General features: G+C 61.9%; 19 protein-coding genes. 7 read left to right on the top strand and 12 right to left on the bottom strand.

Annotated elements, in window-relative coordinates:
* The first annotated feature begins 259 nt into the window (after positions 1-259).
* On the top strand, positions 260-2,647 hold the full coding sequence (locus tag AAD018_RS15690; protein ID WP_367315229.1) for a M10 family metallopeptidase C-terminal domain-containing protein: 2,388 nt from the start codon (positions 260-262) through the stop codon (positions 2,645-2,647).
* On the opposite strand, the gene AAD018_RS15685 is transcribed toward AAD018_RS15690, so the two are convergent.
* Together AAD018_RS15685 and AAD018_RS15680 are read right to left on the bottom strand one after the other, a co-directional pair.
* The gene (locus AAD018_RS15685) at positions 2,648-3,322 is read right to left on the bottom strand and encodes an ABC transporter ATP-binding protein (protein ID WP_367315230.1); all 675 of its coding nucleotides are present in this window, start codon (positions 3,320-3,322) and stop codon (positions 2,648-2,650) included.
* Positions 3,323-3,338: 16 nt separating this feature from the next.
* Positions 3,339-4,631 carry a sugar transporter gene (locus AAD018_RS15680; RefSeq protein WP_412005295.1) on the bottom strand — a complete coding sequence of 431 codons (1,293 nt, stop codon included), beginning with the start codon at positions 4,629-4,631 and terminating at the stop codon, positions 3,339-3,341.
* A gap of 89 nt (positions 4,632-4,720) precedes the next feature.
* Between AAD018_RS15680 and AAD018_RS15675 the strand changes: the two genes are divergently transcribed.
* Positions 4,721-5,527, top strand: coding sequence for an ABC transporter permease (locus tag AAD018_RS15675; RefSeq protein WP_412005294.1), 807 nt, complete (start codon positions 4,721-4,723; stop codon positions 5,525-5,527).
* 9 nt (positions 5,528-5,536) lie between these two features.
* On the opposite strand, the gene AAD018_RS15670 is transcribed toward AAD018_RS15675, so the two are convergent.
* Positions 5,537-8,299, bottom strand: coding sequence for a hypothetical protein (locus tag AAD018_RS15670; RefSeq protein ID WP_412005293.1), 2,763 nt, complete (start codon positions 8,297-8,299; stop codon positions 5,537-5,539).
* A 221-nt stretch (positions 8,300-8,520) separates the two neighbouring features.
* On the opposite strand from AAD018_RS15670, the gene AAD018_RS15665 reads away from it, so the two are divergent.
* From AAD018_RS15665 to AAD018_RS15655, 3 genes are all read left to right on the top strand, one after another.
* Positions 8,521-9,810 carry a nucleotide sugar dehydrogenase gene (locus AAD018_RS15665; protein ID WP_367315234.1) on the top strand — a complete coding sequence of 430 codons (1,290 nt, stop codon included), beginning with the start codon at positions 8,521-8,523 and terminating at the stop codon, positions 9,808-9,810.
* Between the two features lie 71 nt (positions 9,811-9,881).
* The gene (locus AAD018_RS15660; protein ID WP_367315235.1) at positions 9,882-10,391 is read left to right on the top strand and encodes a hypothetical protein; all 510 of its coding nucleotides are present in this window, start codon (positions 9,882-9,884) and stop codon (positions 10,389-10,391) included.
* The gene (locus AAD018_RS15655; RefSeq protein ID WP_367315237.1) at positions 10,381-10,566 is read left to right on the top strand and encodes a hypothetical protein; all 186 of its coding nucleotides are present in this window, start codon (positions 10,381-10,383) and stop codon (positions 10,564-10,566) included. Before AAD018_RS15660 ends, AAD018_RS15655 begins: the two co-directional genes overlap by 11 nt.
* Here AAD018_RS15655 and AAD018_RS15650 read toward each other — a convergent pair.
* Both AAD018_RS15650 and pncA read right to left on the bottom strand, forming a co-directional pair.
* Positions 10,563-11,687, bottom strand: a complete 1,125-nt coding sequence (locus tag AAD018_RS15650; RefSeq protein ID WP_367315238.1) for a glycosyltransferase family A protein — start codon at positions 11,685-11,687, stop codon at positions 10,563-10,565. The genes AAD018_RS15655 and AAD018_RS15650 overlap by 4 nt on opposite strands.
* Before the next feature lie 8 nt (positions 11,688-11,695).
* Positions 11,696-12,292 (bottom strand): bifunctional nicotinamidase/pyrazinamidase, encoded by a 597-nt coding sequence (pncA, locus tag AAD018_RS15645; RefSeq protein ID WP_367315239.1) that lies wholly within the window; start codon positions 12,290-12,292, stop codon positions 11,696-11,698.
* A gap of 98 nt (positions 12,293-12,390) precedes the next feature.
* On the opposite strand from pncA, the gene trhO reads away from it, so the two are divergent.
* Complete coding sequence (gene trhO, locus AAD018_RS15640) at positions 12,391-13,266, top strand: oxygen-dependent tRNA uridine(34) hydroxylase TrhO (RefSeq protein WP_367315240.1); 876 nt, start codon at positions 12,391-12,393, stop codon at positions 13,264-13,266.
* On the opposite strand, the gene AAD018_RS15635 is transcribed toward trhO, so the two are convergent.
* The 4 genes from AAD018_RS15635 to hslU all read right to left on the bottom strand — a co-directional run bounded on the left by AAD018_RS15635 (position 13,253) and on the right by hslU (position 17,691).
* The gene (locus tag AAD018_RS15635) at positions 13,253-14,470 is read right to left on the bottom strand and encodes an MFS transporter (protein ID WP_367315241.1); all 1,218 of its coding nucleotides are present in this window, start codon (positions 14,468-14,470) and stop codon (positions 13,253-13,255) included. The two genes, trhO and AAD018_RS15635, sit on opposite strands and share 14 nt — an antisense overlap.
* Positions 14,471-14,515: 45 nt before the next feature.
* A complete protein-coding gene (locus AAD018_RS15630; RefSeq protein WP_367315242.1) occupies positions 14,516-15,124 on the bottom strand; it encodes a hypothetical protein in 609 nt (202 codons plus the stop codon).
* A gap of 102 nt (positions 15,125-15,226) precedes the next feature.
* On the bottom strand, positions 15,227-16,321 hold the full coding sequence (locus AAD018_RS15625; protein WP_367315243.1) for an alpha/beta hydrolase: 1,095 nt from the start codon (positions 16,319-16,321) through the stop codon (positions 15,227-15,229).
* A gap of 68 nt (positions 16,322-16,389) precedes the next feature.
* On the bottom strand, positions 16,390-17,691 hold the full coding sequence (hslU, locus tag AAD018_RS15620) for an ATP-dependent protease ATPase subunit HslU (RefSeq protein WP_367315244.1): 1,302 nt from the start codon (positions 17,689-17,691) through the stop codon (positions 16,390-16,392).
* A gap of 255 nt (positions 17,692-17,946) precedes the next feature.
* Between hslU and AAD018_RS15615 the strand changes: the two genes are divergently transcribed.
* The gene (locus tag AAD018_RS15615) at positions 17,947-18,405 is read left to right on the top strand and encodes a hypothetical protein (RefSeq protein ID WP_367315245.1); all 459 of its coding nucleotides are present in this window, start codon (positions 17,947-17,949) and stop codon (positions 18,403-18,405) included.
* A 177-nt stretch (positions 18,406-18,582) separates the two neighbouring features.
* On the opposite strand, the gene AAD018_RS15610 is transcribed toward AAD018_RS15615, so the two are convergent.
* From AAD018_RS15610 to trxA, 3 genes are all read right to left on the bottom strand, one after another.
* On the bottom strand, positions 18,583-19,644 hold the full coding sequence (locus AAD018_RS15610) for a hypothetical protein (protein WP_367315246.1): 1,062 nt from the start codon (positions 19,642-19,644) through the stop codon (positions 18,583-18,585).
* Positions 19,641-20,207 (bottom strand): ATP-dependent protease subunit HslV, encoded by a 567-nt coding sequence (gene hslV, locus AAD018_RS15605; RefSeq protein ID WP_367315247.1) that lies wholly within the window; start codon positions 20,205-20,207, stop codon positions 19,641-19,643. Before hslV ends, AAD018_RS15610 begins: the two co-directional genes overlap by 4 nt.
* 101 nt (positions 20,208-20,308) lie before the next feature.
* On the bottom strand, positions 20,309-20,629 hold the full coding sequence (gene trxA, locus AAD018_RS15600) for a thioredoxin (protein WP_367315248.1): 321 nt from the start codon (positions 20,627-20,629) through the stop codon (positions 20,309-20,311).
* Between the last annotated feature and the right edge of the window lie 15 nt (positions 20,630-20,644).

Below are 20,644 nucleotides of genomic sequence, written 5' to 3'. Positions count from 1 at the left end.
CGCGTTCCGAAAGGTTTCAACGCCGCGTGCCATACGGACCCGACGCGCCCGTCTTAGTGTGTCTGCAGGGGAGGAACAATCGAGACGAGCCGAATTTTACACGGCGTCATCGGGGCTTGCCCTGATGTTGCCAGATTTCGGCCATGCCTCTACTGCATCAGGCCGAAAACGATAACGACGAAGATGAAATTGCGACCCGGTGAGTCGTCCTGCCTGCAGGATCGTGCCGGATCGCAGGGGACAGACGGGACGGAATATCATGGCGATTGTAAACGAAAGACCGGATCGTGACGCGGCTGGGGACAGATCGACATCCTATGACGCGGATGTCGGGGACATCATCTATGGCGAGCTGAGTTCGGGCAGCGATAGCGATTGGTATGAGGTCGAGCTCGAGGAAGGCGAGACCTACGTCTTTCAGGGCTACGGTCGCGGGGGTTCTATTAACGGTTTATCTGATTCAACGCTTGCTCTTTACGACAGCGATGGCAATCGGGTCGCCTTTAACGATGATGTCGGTGGCGATAACCGGTTTTCACAGATTGAGTATACGGCAACTCGGGACGGCACGTTCTATGTGGCCATTGATGGTTATTCGACCTCCGACGATGGTCAATATGGTATCCAGATCGCGACGGATGTCTTCACGCCGGAACAGGCCGGGGTTCAGCTTTCTGACTTTGGTTGGGGCATTCCGACACGGATCGCTTTTGAGCCTGGCTCGGACGGTGTCATCACCGTCAACCTGACTGCTTTGACCGAGGAGGGCCAACAGCTTGCGCGCTGGGCTCTCGATGCGTGGGAAGATCTGATCGACGTCGATTTCCAGGAAACGTCCGGCAGTGCTGACATCACCTTTGACGACAATCAATCGGGCGCTTTCGCGGGGCCAAGCAGCTTTAACCCCTCGACAGGCGAGATCTTTACTTCGACTGTCAATGTTAGCACTAATTGGATCGACACCTACGGCACGACCGTCGGCAGCTATTCTTTCCTGACTTATATTCACGAGATCGGCCATGCGCTGGGCCTCGGACATGCGGGTGAATACAACGGCACGGCCAGCTATCCGAATGACGCGACTTTCCTGAACGACAGTCACCAGCTAACGGTCATGTCCTATTTCGGGGTGCGCGAAAACACGTTCATCGACGCGACCGACGCTCTGCCGATCACGTTGATGATCGCCGATATCGAAGCGGCCAAGAACCTCTACGGGGACTCCTCGGCCTATTCCGGGGCGACGATCTGGGGCGCGGATTCGAATGTCGGGGGATATCTGGGCGAGATCTTCTCGACCGTTTTCGACGGAGAATCGCGGGACCGAGACGTTTGGGGCGGTCAGGAATTCATGTTCACGATCCACGATACCGGCGGGTATGATCGATTGGCTTTGCAGACCGTGAACTTCGATCAGCGGATCGATATGCGCCCTGGAGCTATCTCTGACGTGAATGGCCGTGTCGGCAACATGATCCTCTCGCTTGATACGGTGATCGAGGAAGTGCGCGCCGGTGGCGGAGATGACGACATCATCGGCAACAGCGCGAACAACCGGATCGTGGGCGGTGGCGGGAATGACGCTATCGATGGTCGCGGCGGCTTTGATACAGCGGTGATCGACGCGCGGCTTGACGATCTGGCGGTCAGCATGGGCGGCGACACCCTGACCGTTATCTCGGCCGCTGGACGGGATACGTATCGGAACGTCGAGCGGTTCGAGTTGCGCGACGGGATCTATACGCTCGAAGAAGTCCTGAACGGAGGGTTCCTACCTGGTGCCACCAATGGCGACGATCGTCTGATCGGCACCTGGGAGGAGGACCGGGTCAGAGGACTGGAAGGCAATGATTTCATCGACGCCCTTCAGGGGAACGATGAGGTTTATGGAGATGAAGGTGCCGACCGCATCTGGGGCGGTGCCGGGGATGACCGGATCTGGGGCGGCGATGATGATGACCGGATCTATGGCGGCTTCGGAAAGGACGACATTAAGGGGAATGCCGGTCAGGACCGCATCTTCGGCGGCGAGAATGACGACATCCTCCATGGCGGCAACAGCGCCGATATCGTGGAAGGCGGACGCGGCAACGACACCATGTCCGGCGGTGAAGGGGCGGATAAGCTTTATGGTGGATCCGGCCTTGATACTATCAACGGGAACAACGGAAACGACCGCATTTGGGCGGGCGATGGCGCCGATACCGTCAATGGCGGCGATGGGGCTGACATCATCAATGGGGGCGCGGGCGCCGATACCCTGAACGGTGGCCGCCAGAACGACGAGATCTACGGAAATGTCGGGAGCGATATCCTCAATGGTGGGGACGGGAACGACATTCTCGGCGGTGAAAGCGGGTTCGACCGGATTAGCGGCGATGCCGGCAACGATACGATGTCGGGCGGAACAGGCGCGGATGTGTTCGTGTTCAACAGCCTTCGAGGCGGAGAGTTCGACACGATCACCGACTTCCGGACCGGGATCGACGATATCGAGATCGGCCCCGTGAACAGCTTTGGCGATCTGACGATCTCGGATGTGACGATCGGAGGGGTCGATGGAGCGGCGGTGGACGCAAATGGTCACCGGATCTTCCTGGAGGATGTCGCGGCCGCAGATCTGTCCGCGGGCGACTTTATCCTGTGATCAGTTGATCTGCTTGACGGCCTGTTTCATCACTTGCTGGTGATACTTGATACCCGCTTTGACGTCCGTGAAATAAGTCAGCTTGCCGTCTTCGATGACGGCGGCATGCTGGCACAACCGCTCGATCTGGCCCAGACCGTGCGAGACGACGATGGCGCCGCTATTCTCCATCCGGTCAAAGAACACACGCTCGCTTTTCTCCCGGAATGAGGCATCGCCGACGGCGGTGATCTCGTCCACGAGATAGGTGTCGAAATCGATGCCCATGGAGACCCCGAAAGCCAGTCGAGCCTTCATCCCCGAGGAATAGCTGCGGACCGGTAGGTGGAAGTGCTGGCCCAGCTCGGCAAAGTCGCGCACCGCCTCGACCAGATCGTCGGTGTCGACGCCGTAGACGCGCGCGATGAACCGGACGTTCTGCGCGCCTGTCAGCTCTCCGTGAAAGCTGCCGGCAAAGCCGACGGGCCAGGAGATCTGGCCGGTCGTCGTGACGCGCCCGCTATCGGGGCGCATCGTGCCCGCGATCATGCGCAGCAGGGAGGATTTGCCCGCACCGTTCCGACCCAGAAGACCGACGACCGTTCGGGACGGAAAGACCGCGTTGATGTTGTCGGCGACGACCTTGTGCCTGCCGTTCAGGATATAGGTCTTGGTCAGGTTCTCGAGACGGACCATATCGGCGCGGCTTCCGTTACTTTCTGTCGCGCAGGGAATAGAAGACGAGGGTCAGGATTGCCCAGCTCATGAAGAGCGCGCCGCTGATGAGCAGCAGGATCAGGGTTCGCCGCGGATATTGCGATGTCTCCGCGAGGGTCGGCCCGATATAGTTGGCAAGATAGCGGGAGGTCCGGACCGCTTCGGCCTGCGCGGCGTCATAGGAGGCGGAGGCCGACAGCCAGGTGGCCTGCGCAAACTCCTTGTCGACGGCTAGCGCCTCGTATTCGCCCAGAAGCTCGGAATAGGCGTTGTCGAGTTCGTTGTCGGATTCCACGAGGCTTCGCTTCTCGGCCTCGATCCGATCGCTGATCGCGTCGATCCGGCGCTCCAGGCTTTGGATCCGAGGGTCGGAGCTGTTGGTCGTGGCCAGCAGAAGATCCAGCTCGATCTGGGTCGAGACAAGCTGGGTCTGAAGCGTGTTCATCACGGTCATCTGCCCGACAACATCCGCCTGGGGATCCACGATCCGCGTGCGGGTCTGGAACTGCGTGAAGACCTGACGGGCCTCTTTGAGGCGCTGGCTGGCGCGTTCCAGCTCTTCGGCGGCGTAGCGTGTGGCGTCGTCGCGCGCGATCGCCGACATCTCGTTGATCATCCGATTGCTCTCGTCGAAGATCGCGTTCGCGATGGCGGTCGCATCCTCGGGAGAGAAGGCGTGGACGCGAATTTCGATCAGGCCGCTTGAGCCGTCGTAGAAGACCTTGACCATACGCTGCCAATAGTCGGTCATCTCTTCGATCTTGGCATCCGGCGACATGCTGAAGACGGGGTCCTCCTCCGCCACATATCGCGAGCTGAGATCCAGCTGCTCGTCAATCAGCCGCACCATCTCCTGGCTTTGGATGAACTCGTAGAGGATATCGGTGTCCGAAGAGGAGGAACTGCCCCCTAGCTCTGTGATGCCGCCCAGAAGCTCGACGGCGGACGGCATGTCCTCTGTCTGTACGGCAAAGCCGACGGTCGAGGCATATTGCTCTTTCGCGATCTCGTAGAGGTAATAGGCCGCGCCGCCGATGGGCAGCAGGACGATAAGGAGGAACGACAGGATCGCCCCGTAATGCCGCCGCTTCATCGTTGCGCGGGCGGCCAGCTTCTGTCCCGGCTCGGCGGCGGGCGCGGGCGGGATCGCCTTGAGCGCCGGTTCCTCAAGTGATTTGAGGGGCTTGAGGGGTTTGCCATCCTCGACGGCGGCGATGCGCGGCGCGATGCGGTCCGGCTGATCGTCGGGGCCCTGCTCGTTCTGCGGCTGTGATCTCTGCTCTTTCAACTTCGGGCCCATCGCTTATGCTGTTTGCGCCTGTTAGACGATAATTTCACCATCTATCAAAGGCTGAACGGAAAGACCAACCGCCCCCGATGACGAGTATGCCCCGCTCCCGAGCCGTCCCGCGTTCGTCCTGGCCTGTCAAGTCCGGGCGCACGATTATTGCGCTGATGCTACGCGAAATGTCGACGACTTATGGGCGGTCGGCGCTGGGATATCTGTGGGCCATCCTCGAGCCGGTCGGCGGCATCATGTTGATGACGTTCATCTTTTCGCTGGCGTTCCGGGCGCCGCCGATGGGCGACAGCTTCCCGCTTTTCTATGCGTCGGGAATGCTGCCCTACTTGATGTATATGGAAATGAGCGGCAAGATCGCGGGTGCGATCCGGTTCTCGAAACCGCTGCTGTTCTATCCCGGCGTGACCTTCATGGATGCGCTGATCGCGCGTTTCCTACTGACCGCGCTGACCCAGCTTGCCGTTTTCGTGATCGTCCTGACGAGTATCATCGTCTGGTTCGATCTGACGGCGATCCTGAATTACTCGGCGATTGCCACAGGTCTGGGAATGGCGCTGATGCTGGGGCTCGGCGTCGGAACACTGAATTGTTATCTTTTTGCGATGTCACCGATGTGGGAGCGGAGCTGGGGTATCCTTAACCGGCCGCTTTTCATCATCTCTTGCATCTTCTTTCTGTTCGACACCGTCCCGCAGCCGTTCCGCGACTATCTATGGTTCAATCCGCTAATCCACGCGATCGGCGCGGTCCGGCAGGGGATCTATGCGACCTATTCGGGCGACTATGTCTCGATCCTCTATGTCTTCGGGATCAGTTTCACCTGTCTGGTCCTCGGGCTTATCTTCCTGCGCCACAGCTACCGCGATATCGTCAATATGTGAGCTGCGTTGTCAGAAGCTGAAGTCGTCGATCTCGATCTCGCTTGGCTTGATGTCCCGCAAACGGATCGTCGTCTCGCCGCTCACAATCTCGGTTCCGGACGTTCCTTCCACCGTGGCAGAGCGAATGGTAAGGCCGCCATATTTTTCATAAACCGAGCGGCCGGGCGCGATCATCGAGATCGTATCGATCCCGGGTTCGAAGTCGCGGATCGTGTCGACCTGACGCCCTTCCCACGGGTGGAAGATGAAGGTGTCCCGGCCGGTCCCGCCGACAAGGGTGTCGTTGCCTTTCCCGGAATTGATCCGATCATCCCCAGATCCGCCGTCGAGATAGTCGTCGCCGTCCTCGCCGCTGAGGAAGTCGTTGCCAGCCTCACCGTAGACGGTGTCGGCATGATAGCCAGATCCGATCGAATCGTTGCCGTTGCCGCCATACATGACGTCAAAGCCGTAGCCGCCGCCCAGCATGTCGTCGCCGTCGCCCCCTTCGATATGGTCCGTTCCAAAGCTGCCGGCCATCGTATCGTTGCCCGCCCCGCCGATCACAGTGTCCTGACCGGGGCCGCCGGAGGTGATGTCGTTGCCGTCGCCCGCGTCGAGCCAGTCGTCGCCTGGACCCGCGCCGATCGTATCGTTGCCGTCGCCGCCGTAGATCCGGTCGTTGCCTTCGCCGCCGCCCATATTATCCCGACCCTCGCCGCCATAAACGATGTCGTTCCCATCGCTGGCCGAGAGCGTATCGTCGCCTCGGCCGCCTTCGATCAGATCGTCACCTGCTTCGGCCATAATCTCGTCGTTGCCGTCGCCGCCGATGATGTGGTCGTCGCCGCGACCGCCTTGGATCCAGTCGTTGCCGCCGCCGCCATCGAGAACGTCGTCCTCCGGGGTGCCGTAGATAAAATCACGAGTCTCCGATCCGATGATCCGCTCGATCGAGGTAAAGCTGTCGTTACGCGCCGCGCCTCCGTTATTGGACGGGTCGCTAAGGTCGATGGTCACGCTTTCTCGCGTGCCCGCATAGCTGACCGTATCGATACCGCGTCCGCCATCGAAGCGGTCGGCGCCGCCGCCACCGATGAAGAGATCGTCGCCACCGCGTCCGTTGAAGGATTCGTTCGCGCTGGTGCCGCCGAACCGGTTATCGGCTCCATCGCCTTCAAACTCCCTGCTGGGCGGAGGGGCGGGGGTCTCCTCCGGTTCAGGGGTCGGATCCTCGTAGGGGGTGGTCACGGGATCCTCTCGCGGGGGGGGAGGCGCGATCGGATCGGGCATCGGCGACCGCTCTTCCTCGGGTGCGACGTCAAAGCGGGTGAGCCCCACGAAATGGTGAGGGGCGAAATCCGACCGCTCGAGCGACCGGCCATTCGCGGTTTCGATCACGAGGCGCTCGCCGCCGAAATCGAGGATGACACCGCCGTCATGGGGCAGGAAATTGATCTGATCGATGGTATAGAAGGGTGCGATCATCGACAGGTCGAGCCGGTCCTCGTTCAGGCGGAAATCACGGATCACATCGTCCTGGCCGTCTTTGGTAAAGACGAAGGTGTCGCGCCCCCCTTGCCCGAGAATCGTGTCGAGGCCCGCACCGTCCAGCACGACGTCGTTGCCGCCGCGAAGGGTCACGAAGCCGCCACCGTCATCGAGCTGGAGGATATCGTCGGAGGCGGTGCTGCTCGTTCGTGCCGCCTCGCCGGTAATGGTGCGTCCCTGCGCGGACAGATCCACGGAAAACTGCGAAACCCCGGCCTCGGCGGCGGAGGCGGCGAAGATCTGCAGACCGTCCGCGGTTTCGACGATCTCGACCGCGGAGACGTTGTTCAGCGACGAAAGCGCGTCGTCGGCAATCGTGTCGAGATGGACAAGGTGCCCGTCGGGCAGCATCGTGAAAAGCGACAGTCCGTCATCCCCGCCGCCGGCAACGACATAAACGCGGCCATCCACCTCGATCGCGTCGAGGGCAGTGACCGTTCCGAACCGCGTCTCAAGCGTGTCCATAACGTGATCGACCGATGTCATCTCTCCGTTGTCCTCGATCCGCAGGACCGTCAGGCTGGAGGTGATCGAAGACGCCGCGATCAGGAAGTGATCCCCGGCGATGCTGATTGGTTCGATGGCGGTGATTGCTCCGACGGGAAGCTGGTTCCCGGCACCGAGGTCCTCCACATGGGTGAGGCGGCCATCGGTGCCGATGCGGTAGCCTGACAGGCCATGTTCGGTTCCCGAGCCGACATAGAGGAACGTCCCCGCTCCCGTCTCGACCGTGGCCATTGCTGTGATGCCGCTGGCATAGGCGTCGCCTTCATCATCCTGGTGCCCCCGGGAGATCAGCGTGTTGCCCTGCTTTTCAAAGACCGACACGCCCTGACCGGCGGAGCCTGCGATGTAGACGAATGTGGTTCCGCCGACATTGGCGGCGACCATCTCGGCCGCGTTGACGAAACTCGGGGATCCGTTGAGCTGCACATGCAACGATGACATCTCCGAGGTGTCGCCCTCACCTGCTGCAAGACCAGCGGCAGCGTCCAGAACGGTCGTCAGAACGTTCTTGTTCTCTCCGTCCAGAGTGAACCCCGTCACATCGTTGCCATGGCTGATCGGAAGACCGGTCTGGACCGACAAGCCCAGCGCGCTGACATCGACGGTTGTCGACAGGCCTGCGCCGAAATCCTCCACCCCAAGCTGGCCATCCGACCGTTCAAACAGGGTTGCGATCGCCGCAGGGGTCTGGAGGCCAAGACCTCCGATTGTACCGACAAAAGAAAAACGCGCCATCTGAGCCTCCCATATCGCTGTGTTGGCGCAGCAGTATATTGGAGCGCGATGCGGAGACGGCGGTACGGAAATGTGGCGCTTCGAAGGGCTTTCCCAACAAGTCATCTAAAGTTTCATTCAACCCGGTGGAGAACCGGTCAGGCTGGCGGAACGGCTTTCCTCTTTCGGCCTGACTTGCGATAAGCCGTCGAAAGACCTCTCCTTTCGAAAGTCCTTCCGCTTTGCCTTTCCCCCCTCTTGAACGATGCCGCATCGCGGTGATTGGCCTTGGCTATGTCGGGCTACCGCTCGCCGTGGCCTTCGGCGCCCGGTACGACACGGTCGGCTACGATGTAGATCCGGAGCGCATTCGGGCGCTTGAAGACGGAACGGACGCTACAGGCGAGATCGAGCCCAAAGCCTTACGCGCGGCAGAGCGGCTGTCCTTCACCGCCGATGCGGCCGATCTGGCATCCTGCAATGTCTATGTGATCGCGGTCCCGACCCCGATCGACATTCATCGTCAGCCGGATCTGCATCACCTGAGGGAAGCGTCGGACATGGTCGGCGGTCTGATCTCGGACGGGGATGTCGTGATCTTTGAATCCACGGTCTATCCCGGGGCGACCGAGGATGATTGCATCCCGCTCGTCGAAGCGCGGTCGGGCCTGCGGCTGAACAAGGGGTTCTTTGCCGGATACAGCCCCGAGCGGATCAATCCGGGCGATCGCACCCGCCCTTTGACCAAGATCGTCAAGGTCACGTCCGGGTCCACACCCGAGGCCGCCGATTTTGTCGATGCGCTCTATGCCAGCGTGATCGAGGCGGGCACGCACAAGGCGTCGAGTATCAAGGTCGCCGAAGCCGCTAAGATCATCGAGAACACCCAGAGGGACGTGAATATCGCGCTGATCAACGAGCTGTCGGTGCTGTTCTCGCATCTGGAGATCGACACGACCGAAGTGCTTGATGCAGCGGCGACGAAGTGGAACTTCAATCGGCTCTCGCCGGGTCTGGTGGGCGGGCACTGCATCGGGGTGGACCCCTACTATCTTGTCCATAAATCGATGGCAGCGGGGCATATCCCAGACATCATCCGCCTCTCGCGTGAGATTAACGACGGAATGGCGCGCCATGCGGTGACGCGGCTGGTCAAGGCGATGATCCGCAAGGGTCTGCGGATCGGCGGTGCTCGGGTTCTTGTTTTGGGGCTGACCTTCAAGGAAAACTGCGCGGATCTGCGCAATACTAAGGTGGTGGATCTGATCGCCTCGCTCGAGAGCTACGGTATGTCCTGTGACATCCATGATCCGGCGGTTTCGCAACAGGAAGCGGCGGATATCACCGGGCACGTGCTTCTGCCCGAGGTTCCCGGGGACGGTGCGGACTATGACGCCGTGATCCTGGCCGTGGCCCATGACGCCCTGACCGGCCTTGGTGTGCAGCGTTTGACTGCGGGGATGCGCCCGGACGGCGTTTTCTTTGACATGAAGGCGGCCTTCGATATTGCGCAGAGCGACCTTAGGCTTTGATAAATTGAGCGAAACAGGCCCGCGACACCAAACTGTTTGAGCCGCAGAACGATATTAACTAGGATAAGCGCATGTCAGGGGAAAACGACATGACCGATGTGGGCGAAGACGATCTTCGCCGGCGCCTGAGCGCGCAGGAGCGCGAGATCGAGCGCCGGGACCGCGAGCTGGGTCTGCTGGCCAAACGCCTTCATGCGATCGAGGGCGACGAGGTCGAGGGGATGCATGGCGGCAGCCTTGCTGTCGCGCGGCTTGCCTTGCGCGAACACCAGATCCAGCATCTGCAACGTCGGCGGGGATGGCGCAGCCTGATCCGTCGCGGTCCGGCGGAGGCCCAGGCCGAGGCCGCGCGGGTGCGGATGTCTCGGTTCTTTGACGCCGACTGGTATCTGAAAACCTATCCGGATGTTGCAGCGGCAGGGCTTGATCCCGCGCTGCACTACGCCAGCAGCGGTCATTTCGAAGGGCGCAATCCGGGACCATCGGTCGACACGCTGCGATATGTGCAGAAGCATCCCGAAGTGGGTGCCTCGGCGGTGGAGCTTCTCGATCACAAGGAACGGAGCGGTCATGACGGATGACATTCCGGAGACGGACGATGTCGAGCATCTGTGTCAGGAGAACCGCGCCTTGCGGGATCAGGCCGATGAATTACGCCGCAGCGTCCGTGCGAAGGCGGAAGATCTGGCGGAACTGACCCAGCATCTCAAAAGCTGCCATCCGCCCCGCTCCAAGACGGGTGGCTCCAAGGGTTAGCCGTCCAATTTGCGCCGGATCTGCGCGAGATTCGGCTCCAGCGGTTCAGTCCGGGTGATGTTGCCGAGCGCCGCCGTACTGACGACGTGATGCCCGCCAATCACCGGAACCGCGATTGGTGCCCTATCCCGTGTCGCGGTCAGGATAAAATCCCAGTCGATCAAACGCGTCAGGCCGGTATCGAAGCCGATCCCGGTTGCTGGGTTGGACCTGCGATGCACAAACACGTTTAGATCGATGAAGTTTTCCTGCTCCAGCGCGGACCGGTCGAAGGGGCAGTAGAGAATATCGCTCCAGTGATCGTCGAGATTATGCCGGCAGATCGCACCATAGGCGCTGTCCCGCTCCGGCTGCCGGGCCAGGGCGGCGGAGAGATAGAGCAGGCAATCAGGTGCCCAGAGGTTATCGCTGTCGAGATAGGCGACAAGATCGCCCTCGGCCCGCCTCAGCCCCTCGTTGCGCGCGGCAGCAGCGCCCTGGGGTATGGTCTTGACGACCTCGAGCTGGCCGGAGGCGAGGTAGGGCGCGAACCGGGCGGCAATCATCTCCGACGTGGCGTCGGTGCTGCCATCGTCGATCACAAGGACCTTCCGGGGCGCCAGCGATTGCAGCAGCGCCGAGGTGATCGCCCGCATGAGCGGCTTGGCCCGGTTCCGCGTGGGCAGCACCACATCGATGGCGGGCGGGTCGTGCCGGATAAGATCGAGCGCGCCCTTGCGGGCCGCCTCGGGGCATTCCTCGGGAAAGAGCGGGTCCCGGGACTGCATCAGCCGATCAAAGGCTCGGCGGGCGTACCAGCGTTCGGTGCGTGATTTGCGGGCAAAGAGGTCCTCGACCGCCTTTGCAAGCCTTGGCCGCATCCCGACCAGACGATCCGCATAGTGATCGCGAGCGTGCTGGGCCATCTGCGTCTGGACATCGCGGGCGGCATTGTCTTGCGCAAGACGTGTTTCGAGCCGGGTGAGGAGGGCTGCCAGCGCCGGGTGATCGTTCCCAAGATCCTCACGGACTTGCGCGATCTGAAGCGCAAGATCGAGATCCGGCTGACCGTCTTCGGTCAGAGCCGGGCGGTCCAGTGCTGCGGTCAGTTCGGCAAGGCGGCGCGAAAGGTCGTCACTCATCGACCGGGTCAGGCCAGCGTCACGCCGGATTTGCGCAATCCGGTGAGCGCCGCTTCCCGCGATCCGTCCAGATCGATCGACCGGCAGGCCCCTTCGATCACCGTCACCTCATAGCCAAGCGTCACGGCATCGAGCGCGGAATAGAGAACGCAGAAATCAAAGGCGAGCCCGACGATGGTGAGCTTTTTCAGACCGCGCGTCTGCAGATATCCATGCAGACCTGTCGGCGTCTTGTGATCGTTCTCCAGAAAGGCCGAATAGCTGTCGATCTGCGCTTGGAAACCCTTGCGGATGATCAGATCGGCACGGTCGGTTCTGAGATCAGGATGAAACTCAGCGCCCGGTGTGCCGATGATGCAGTGATCGGGCCAGAGAACCTGCGGGCCATAGGGCATTTCGGTCATGTCATAGGCCGCGGCGCCGGGATGATTGGAGGCGAAGGACAGATGCTCCTCGGGGTGCCAGTCCTGCGTCAGGATGACCGATCCGCTCTCGGACATCATGGCGTTGACACGGCCGATGACCTGATCTCCATCGGGAACAGCAAGCGCGCCGCCGGGGCAGAAATCGTTTTGAATATCGATGACGATCAGCGCGTCGGTCATCCCGCATCCTCTTTGACCCCCTGGAGGTGTGGGTCCGGCGCGCTCATCTGTCAACCGGGCTTTGCGCCGGGCCGCGTTTGGCGCTAGGAGACGCGCCGATGATCATCGTGGCCGCCCTTTATGCTTTTCTGCCTGTTACCGACCCCGCCGCCGTGCGGGCGCGTGTCGCCGCCGCGTTCGAGCCGCTGGGGCTGCGCGGCACGCTTCTGGTCGCGCCCGAAGGACTGAACGGCACGATTGCAGGGACACGCGAGGCTATCGATGCGGCAAAGACGGTCCTGGCCGGGATTGCCGGGGACACGCCGCTCAGCTGGAAGGAAAGTCAGACCGAAGCGATGCCCTTCGGGCGGCTGAAGGTGCGGCTCAAGCGCGAGATCGTGACGATGGGACAGCCCGATGTCGACCCGCGCGCCAGCGTCGGGCGGCATGTCGCGGCGGAGGAGTGGAATGATGTGATCCGCGATCCCGGTACAGTCGTGATCGATACGCGCAACGCCTATGAGGTGGCCATCGGCAGCTTTGACGGCGCGGTCGATCCGCAGACCGAGGCCTTCGGCGACTTTCCGGACTGGTGGGCCGAGAATGCGGATCGCTTCGCCGGCAAGCGGGTCGCGATGTTCTGCACGGGAGGCATTCGCTGCGAGAAATCCACGAGCTACCTGATCAGGCAGGGGGTGGAGGATGTCGTCCATCTCGATGGCGGGATCCTCAAATACCTCGAAACGGTCCCCGAGGAGGAGAGCCTCTGGCACGGCGGCTGCTTCGTCTTCGACCAACGGGTCGCGGTGGGTCACGGGCTCGAGCCGACGGGGCATTTGCTATGTTATGGGTGCCGCAAACCGCTCGAGACCGGCGATACGCAGCACCCCGATTACGAGGAGGGGGTGGCCTGCCATCGCTGCGCGCATGTCACCAGTGAGGCGGATAAGGGCCGCTACCGCGAGCGGCATCTGCAGCGGGTCAGGGCCCGCTAGAGCGGCGCGCCCCAGCGATGCCGAGGGCGGACAGGATCCCCGCTACCGCGAAGAAGACCGACATCCCGATCATCTGCGTTTCTAGGCCGAGGCCCGCATCGATCAGCACACCGGTCAGGCCCGGCCCGATGGCCGACCCGAAGACCATGATCGCCACCGACATCGCCTTGATCGCGCCAAGATGCCGTGTGCCATAGGCCTCGGCCCAGAAGGAAGCCGGAACGGTTGCCATCGCGCCGGTCGACAGCCCGAAAATCGCGATGGCAAAGGCCGCTGAGGCCGGTGTCTCGACCAGCGCGAAAAGCAGAAACGCCGCGATGAAGGGAACCTGCATGATCGGCATGAGGCGGAGCGCCCCGATCCGGTCGATCAGCACGCCGGACACCAGCATCGAGCCGGTCGCAACCGCCGTATAAAGCGGAAAGAGGGCGACGAGGTCGAGATGGCTCCAGCCCTTGATCTCGGCATAGTGGACCTGCTGGAAGAAGAAGGCTGTCCCGAAGGCCGGAGGCCCTAGAAGCGCCGGGATAATCAGCCAGAACAGACGGTGACGCAGGACCTCGGGGCGGGTCCAGTGGCGCGCCCCGAGCCCGCTGCTGCTCTCCTCCTCCGCGGCGTGTTGGGGCACCCGTTCCAGCCGCAAAAGGCGCAGGAGCACCGGCAGAAGCAGCAGCACCGCCAACGCGCAGGCCGCCCAGAGGAGCCGCCAGTCATACCGGGCCAGAAGAGCGACAAAGAGGATCGGGAGCACCGCTTCGCCGAAGGAGAAGCCGAGGTTCGCCACCGAAAGAGCCTTTCCGCGAGTGGCAATGAACCACCGGGCGATGGCGACGCGCCCGATATGGCTCATCATACCCTGTCCGGCAAAGCGCAGCAGAAAAATCGCGGCGCCCAGCGTCCAGAGGCCCGGTGCCACGGCCATCAGAAGGCAGGCGCCCGCCAGAAGCGGGATGACCCAAAGGCCCAGGGCGCGAACGCGGAACCGGTCGGTCAGCCCGCCTGCCCAGACGACAGCGATGGCCGAAAGGGTCGTCGCCGCCGTATAAAGCAAGCCCCAGCCGCCATGGGACAGGCCGAAGCCGTCCTGGATCTCTTCGGCAAAGATGGAGATGAAGAAGGTCTGCCCAAAGCTCGACCCGAAAGTCAAAAGCGCGCCTGCCCCTAGGAACGGGGCGTTGCGCGCAAGAAAAGAGAGCCGGGCCATGTCCCGCTCTCTGCCCTGTCGCCGGACGAAAGGACAGAGGCGGCGTTATCCCTTGGGCGTCTTGCCCGGTTTTGCGGAAGCCCGCGTCTTGCTGGCGGCGGCGTTGGCTGCCTTCTGGGTCTTAGTCGTGGCGGCGATCATCTTCTCGGCGGCGGGCGTCGCGCGTTTCGAGGCCGGTGCGGGAGCTTGCGTCTTGATCGCCTTGGCCACCGCTTCAGGCGCCTTCGCGACGGCTTTTGCGGGTGTCTTAGCGGCAGGCTTTTGCGCGGGAGCTTTCGCTTTGGCCTTTGGTGCGGCCGCCGCGCTTGCGATGTCTTTTGGCGTCAGAGCGGGGGTTGGCTTGATAGCAGGTGCTGATTTGGCCGGTGCGGGCTTCTGACTTGCTTTGGTCTTCGTCGCCGGTGCCTTGGGTTTTTGCGGACTCCCCTTGGCCTTGGGTTTCGCGGGCGCCACCTCTGCGTTTGAAGCAGCGGCAGGTTTGAGCGTTACCCCAGCAGGGGGCATCTTCGGCTTGGACGCTTCGGGACGCGGGCTGGCCTTCGCCTTCGGCGCAGATGCGTCCTGCGTCGCGGCAGGCGGAGCGGTCCGGTCGGCCATGCGGCGGGCGGCCGCTTCAATCGCGCGCCCGGCCCCGGCGGGTTTGTCCTCGGTCATTCTGGATCTCCTTCAACAGGCGTGATGCGTGGTCCGTTACCAGTCCAACGCAGGTCCTGCCTCTTTGTTCGGGATCAATTGCACAAGATCAACCGGACGTCCTCAGTTGGACAGCGCGCCCCCCGGAGACAGCACGATCTCGGTCGCGTTGCGGATGGTCAGCACCGTTCCGGGAAAAAGCCCGGCCCGCCCCGCCCGGTCGCCCGAGAAGGCATCGTTAATGTCCCGGATCCGCGAGAAAAGGCCAAGCAGAACCGCCGAATTGCCTGCCGCGAAATGATCCGTCGACCCCGCCTCGGCGGAGAGGTCAACGACCGTGATCGGCAGATCGGCGAGCGGTTCGATATCGCCCAGATTGCCGATCCGGCGTGGCGATCCATTCAACCGGGCCGACAGCCGCAGCGCGCGGTCCCGCTGCGAGACGAACAGCACGAATGGCTCGGGCACGGGGTCGATCCGCGCAAGCTGCGAGACAAAGACATCCGGGTCGATATCGGCCGAGATCAAAAGAACCCCGGACAGCATATGCCGCGACCGGCCCGGACGGGCGATGTCCATCTGGCGCATCACCTCGACCGAGATCAAAGCGCCCATCGAATGCGCGACCAGCACGATCCGGTCGGCTCCCGCCGCGTGGACCTCCTCTATCAGCGCTTGCAGCCCGTCACGGGCGAACAGCGCGCTTTCCCGGTCATGCCCATATCCCAGAACCCACCCCTGACTGGGCCAGGCATAGTGGACCGCGACCCCGTCGATCTGCAGGTCATGGGCCAGCTGCGCGATCCGGATCACCCCCTCGTCATAGGTATTGTTGAAGCCGTGCACGTAGATGACCGCCTCGCGCCGTCCTTCCGGATAGGCGGCTAAAGCCTGCGACAGTCCGGCCCGGAATTCGGGCGCCTCAGCGAACCGCTGGCTTTGGGTGACGACGATGTCCCGCATTGGATCGGGCTCGCGCGGGTTGACGGGGATCTCGCCCAACCGCCGCTCGGGCGGGATCGACAGGGTCACGGATGCGAAGGAGAGGCTCGCCGCGCGATCCTCTGCCGCCTGTATCGCCGATACCAGTGGTCGCGTCGTGCCGATAAAGACCTGCCGCTCGGCCCCCGGTGTGGGCCCGGCAAAGGAGGTCAGCGTCGCCCGCGGCGCGCAGCCGATCAGGCCGATGAGACACAGCAAGGACAGGACGCGGAACATGGGTCAGATCCGGGACGGGGAAAGTCGATCCCTGACTATCCGCCCCGTCCTCACCTGTCGAGATAAGGTCAGAGCACGTAGCGGCTTAGATCGGTGGAGCGGGACAGCTCGCCAAGATGCGCCTCGACAAAATCGGCATCCACCGCGACCGCATCGCCGGACCGGTCGGGTGCGCTGAAGGACAGATCCTCGAACACCCGCTCGAGCACGGTATAAAGCCGACGCGCGCCGATATTCTCGACCGCTTCGTTCACCTCGGCGGCGATGCGGGCCAAGGCGGCGATCCCGTCATCGGTGAAGTTGACTGTCACCTCCTCGGTGCCCATCAGGGCGGTGTATTGACGGGTCAGCGCATTGTCCGTCTCGGTCAGGATGCGGACGAAATCGGCTTCCGTCAGCGCGCGCAGCTCGACCCGGATCGGCAGGCGGCCCTGAAGCTCGGGCAGCAGGTCCGACGGCTTGGCGATGTGGAACGCCCCCGACGCGATAAAGAGGATATGGTCCGTCTTGACCGGCCCGTGCTTGGTCGAAACGGTCGTGCCTTCGATCAGCGGCAGCAGATCCCGCTGCACGCCTTCGCGGCTGACATCACCGCCCCGCGTCTCGGATCGGACGGCGACCTTGTCGATCTCGTCGAGAAAGACGATCCCGTTCTGCTCCACCGCCTCGAGCGCCGCGCGGTTCACCGTCTCGTCATCGAGCAGCTTGTCCGCCTCTTCCGAGATCAGCAGCTCATAGCTCGCCGCGACGGTCAGGCGCTTCTTGACCGTCCGTTGGAACGCCTTGCCGAAGATGTCGCCGATATTCATCATCCCCATCTGGCCGGGTTGACCGGGCAACTCGAGCCCCTGCATCGGGTTCGAGGTATCAGCGACCTCAAGCTCGATCATCGTATCATCAAGCTCGCCCGCCTTGAGCTTCTTGCGGAACATCTCGCGCGTCCCGTCCCGCGCCTGATCGCCTGCGATGGCCTCGATCACGCGCTCTTCGGCGGCCTTGTGGGCCTTAGCCTTGACGTCCTCGCGCATATGCTCGCGGGTTTGAAGGATCGCGGTATCGACCAGATCGCGGACGATCTGTTCGACGTCGCGTCCGACATAACCAACCTCGGTGAACTTGGTCGCCTCGACCTTGATGAAAGGCGCGCGCGCCAGCTTGGCCAGACGCCGAGAGATCTCGGTCTTGCCGACGCCGGTGGGACCGATCATCAGGATGTTCTTGGGATAGACCTCCTCACGCAGATCGTCGGGCAGCTGCTTGCGCCGCCAGCGATTGCGCAGCGCCACGGCCACCGCGCGTTTGGCATCCGCCTGCCCGATGATAAAGCGGTCGAGTTCCGAAACGATCTCGCGGGGGGTGAGGTCTGTCATGAGGGCCTTCGTCTGACTGGGTGCGCCAGAGATAGGGATGTGGGCGGAAAACGCAACGGGGGGTGAGGGGGCTTGAGAGACTTTCCGGACCTTGGCGACAGGATTATTAGCAACCATCGAAAAGGTTAGCTTAGCTTCCATACCGGTCAGGGCTCGGCGTCTTACGATTGGCTATTATGTAGGAAAAATTTGGGTAGTAATGGAGCGACTTGCTTCTCCTTAGATCGCCTTTAGAAATTTGGGATCGAACATATTATGACGCCAAAATTCAAAAGTTTGGCTGTGACAACGTCACTCGCAGCCGCTAGCTTTCTTGCGGATCTTGAGGCAGTACTGAAGATCTCGCAGAATATTTTATGGGGATCTTCAAACTATCAGACGGCGATGAATTTACGCATTGGAAAGCCTGTAATCATCGTCGGTATCCCTCAACTTGATGAAACAGAGTATGAAGAGCAGACATTATCGATCTATCGAATTGGAATGATGGCTTATGCATATAAAATTGTTACGGTTTTCGTTGTGGCTTCGGACAAAGAGTCAGCTATCCGGAAGGCTGAAATTCTAAAAGTTAATATGGATCGCCTTGCTTCTAGGCAGTACCCAAAAAACGGAAATATACAGTGGAAGATGCATACTTCTGGTGAAGCCGTTTCAAACGAGGAAGTCATCGAGCTTGCAAAGAATGCTGAGGTTGTCGTTACACTCTATTAGTCTGTATCCGGCTTGTTTTAAGATCGGTTGGCAATTCCTATGCCATGAAGTAGCCAAATTTTTAAAGTATCAAAAGAACAATTGACCGGCGGTTGTAGTTAGCACCAGTCATTGCTTGCGAAGTAAAAGATGTTGGTATTTTTATGCAACCTGAAGTCTATTTAGATCATTCACATTTCACCCCACCGGCGGCAGCTTTGCCCTTGGCAGGAACGGCAGCATTCCCATCAGGACACCTCGGATCCTCTCCCAGAAGGCTCCCAGCAAGACCAGCACCACCCCGAGCAGCAGGATGAGCGTGGCGATGCCCATGCCTTCCTCGAGCTGGGCGCTGAGGGCCACGACATAGCCGACCGCTGCGATCAGGAAGGAGCGGCGGTCGATCACGATGGCCACGAGAGCGAGCGCTCCAAGGAAGACCACCAGAGCGAGCCGTGCGCCCGGCGCCTCGCTGGTGATGAGCGTCAGCGCGACGGTGTTCACGATGGCGGGCGCCGCCACCACATGCAGCCAGAACCCGTTCGAGGCCCGCCGGGTGACGCGGTGCGGGTCGGACATGTCGAACCACATGGCGACCGCGAAAACACCGACCCCGAAGAGCAGCGTCGCCAGCGCGAAGGGCCCTTCGGAGGAAAGGAGGAAAAGATCCGAAATCTCTCCCGGATCGCCCGCCTGCACGGCCAATGACACAGTGATCAGGATGAAGATCCCGATCGCGACCAAAGCAAGCGCGAAGGGCACGCGGAACCGCACCCAATAAAGCAGCAGCGCCCCCGAGGCGAGCGCCAGCGGAATGATCGTGCTCGACCAGTCCTGCTGCGCGACCATGAATGGCTCGGCATAGGAGGCCGAAAAGCCCAGCGTCGTATTGAGCGCCCAGAAGATCGTCAGCGTGATCGCCGGGGCCACCATCCGGCGGCGGCGGATGAAATATTCCGACAGCGCCCAGATGATCCCGGCGGCGACAAGGCTGCGCGCGACGATCAGGCCGAAGACGTTGTTGAACCCGGTCAGCGCGGCGGCGGTGGACACGCCCGCCCAGCCTGCGGCGAGGATCACGAGGCCGACAACGATAAAGATCTCGTTGAACCCTTTGAACAGCTCGAAAGGCTCCTCGTCGGGGCGCGCGGCGCTCAGATGTCCCTTGCGCTCGGCCGAAAGCGTCAGGATTCGGGCGGCCTGCGCCTCGGTGATGGCTCCTGCGGCGACGGCGGCGCGCAGGTCGTCCTTTTCGATCATGAGCCGCTCTTTGCGATGCTCTCAACGGTCAGGTTGCCGTTGGTGTAGACGCAGATATCGGCGGCGATCGCCATGGCCTGACGAGCAACCTCCTCGGCCGAGCGATCCCCTTCGATCAGCCCGCGCGCGGCGGCGAGGGCAAAGTTGCCGCCCGATCCGATGGCGGCAATGCCATGCTCGGGCTCCAGAACATCGCCCGCCCCGGTGATGACCAGCAGCGCATCGCCGTCGGTGACGATCAGCATCGCCTCGAGTTTTTGCAGGTACTTGTCCGTGCGCCAGTCCTTGGCCAACTCGACCGAGGCGCGTTGAAGCTGCCCGGGATGCGCCTCCAGCTTGGCCTCCAGCCGCTCGAGCAGGGCAAATGCATCCGCCGTCGAGCCTGCAAAGCCGGCCACGACGTCATGCCCGCCGGGCGACAGCCTGCGGACCTTGCGCGCGGTCCCCTTGATGACCGTCTGGCCAAGGCTGACCTGTCCGTCGCCTGCGACGACGACCTCATCCCCCTTGCGCACCCCGATGATCGTGGTGCCATGCCAGCCGGGAAAATCACTATCCGCCATGAGGCCTCCTTGCCGTCTTCCGGTTCCATATGGGCCACCTTACGGCGGAAATGAAGAAGGCGCCCCGGAAGGAGCGCCTTTTGCAGAAATCAGCTTGTGCTTCAGATTGACTCTTCGATCCAGCTTTGCAGCTGCGCCTTGGGCTTGGCGCCGGTCATGTTCGAGACGACATCGCCGCCCTTGAACATGAAGAGCGCCGGGATGCCGCGCACGCCAAGCTGGGCGGGGGAGTTCGGGTTCTCGTCGACATTGACCTTCACGATTTTCACCTTGCCGTCCATCTCGGCGGACAGCTCCTCCAGAGCGGGGCCGATCTGCTTGCAGGGGCCGCACCATTCGGCCCAGAAATCGACGACGACGGGAACGTCGGACTGGCGCACTTCGGCGTCGAAGGTTGCATCGGTGACGGCGTGGGTGGCCATATCGGCTCTCCTCAA

Origin of the sequence: Aestuariibius insulae (assembly GCF_040783535.2) — a bacterium.
Taxonomy (GTDB): Bacteria; Pseudomonadota; Alphaproteobacteria; order Rhodobacterales; family Rhodobacteraceae; genus Aestuariibius; species Aestuariibius insulae.
This window is presented reverse-complemented; position numbering and strand designations above follow the sequence as displayed.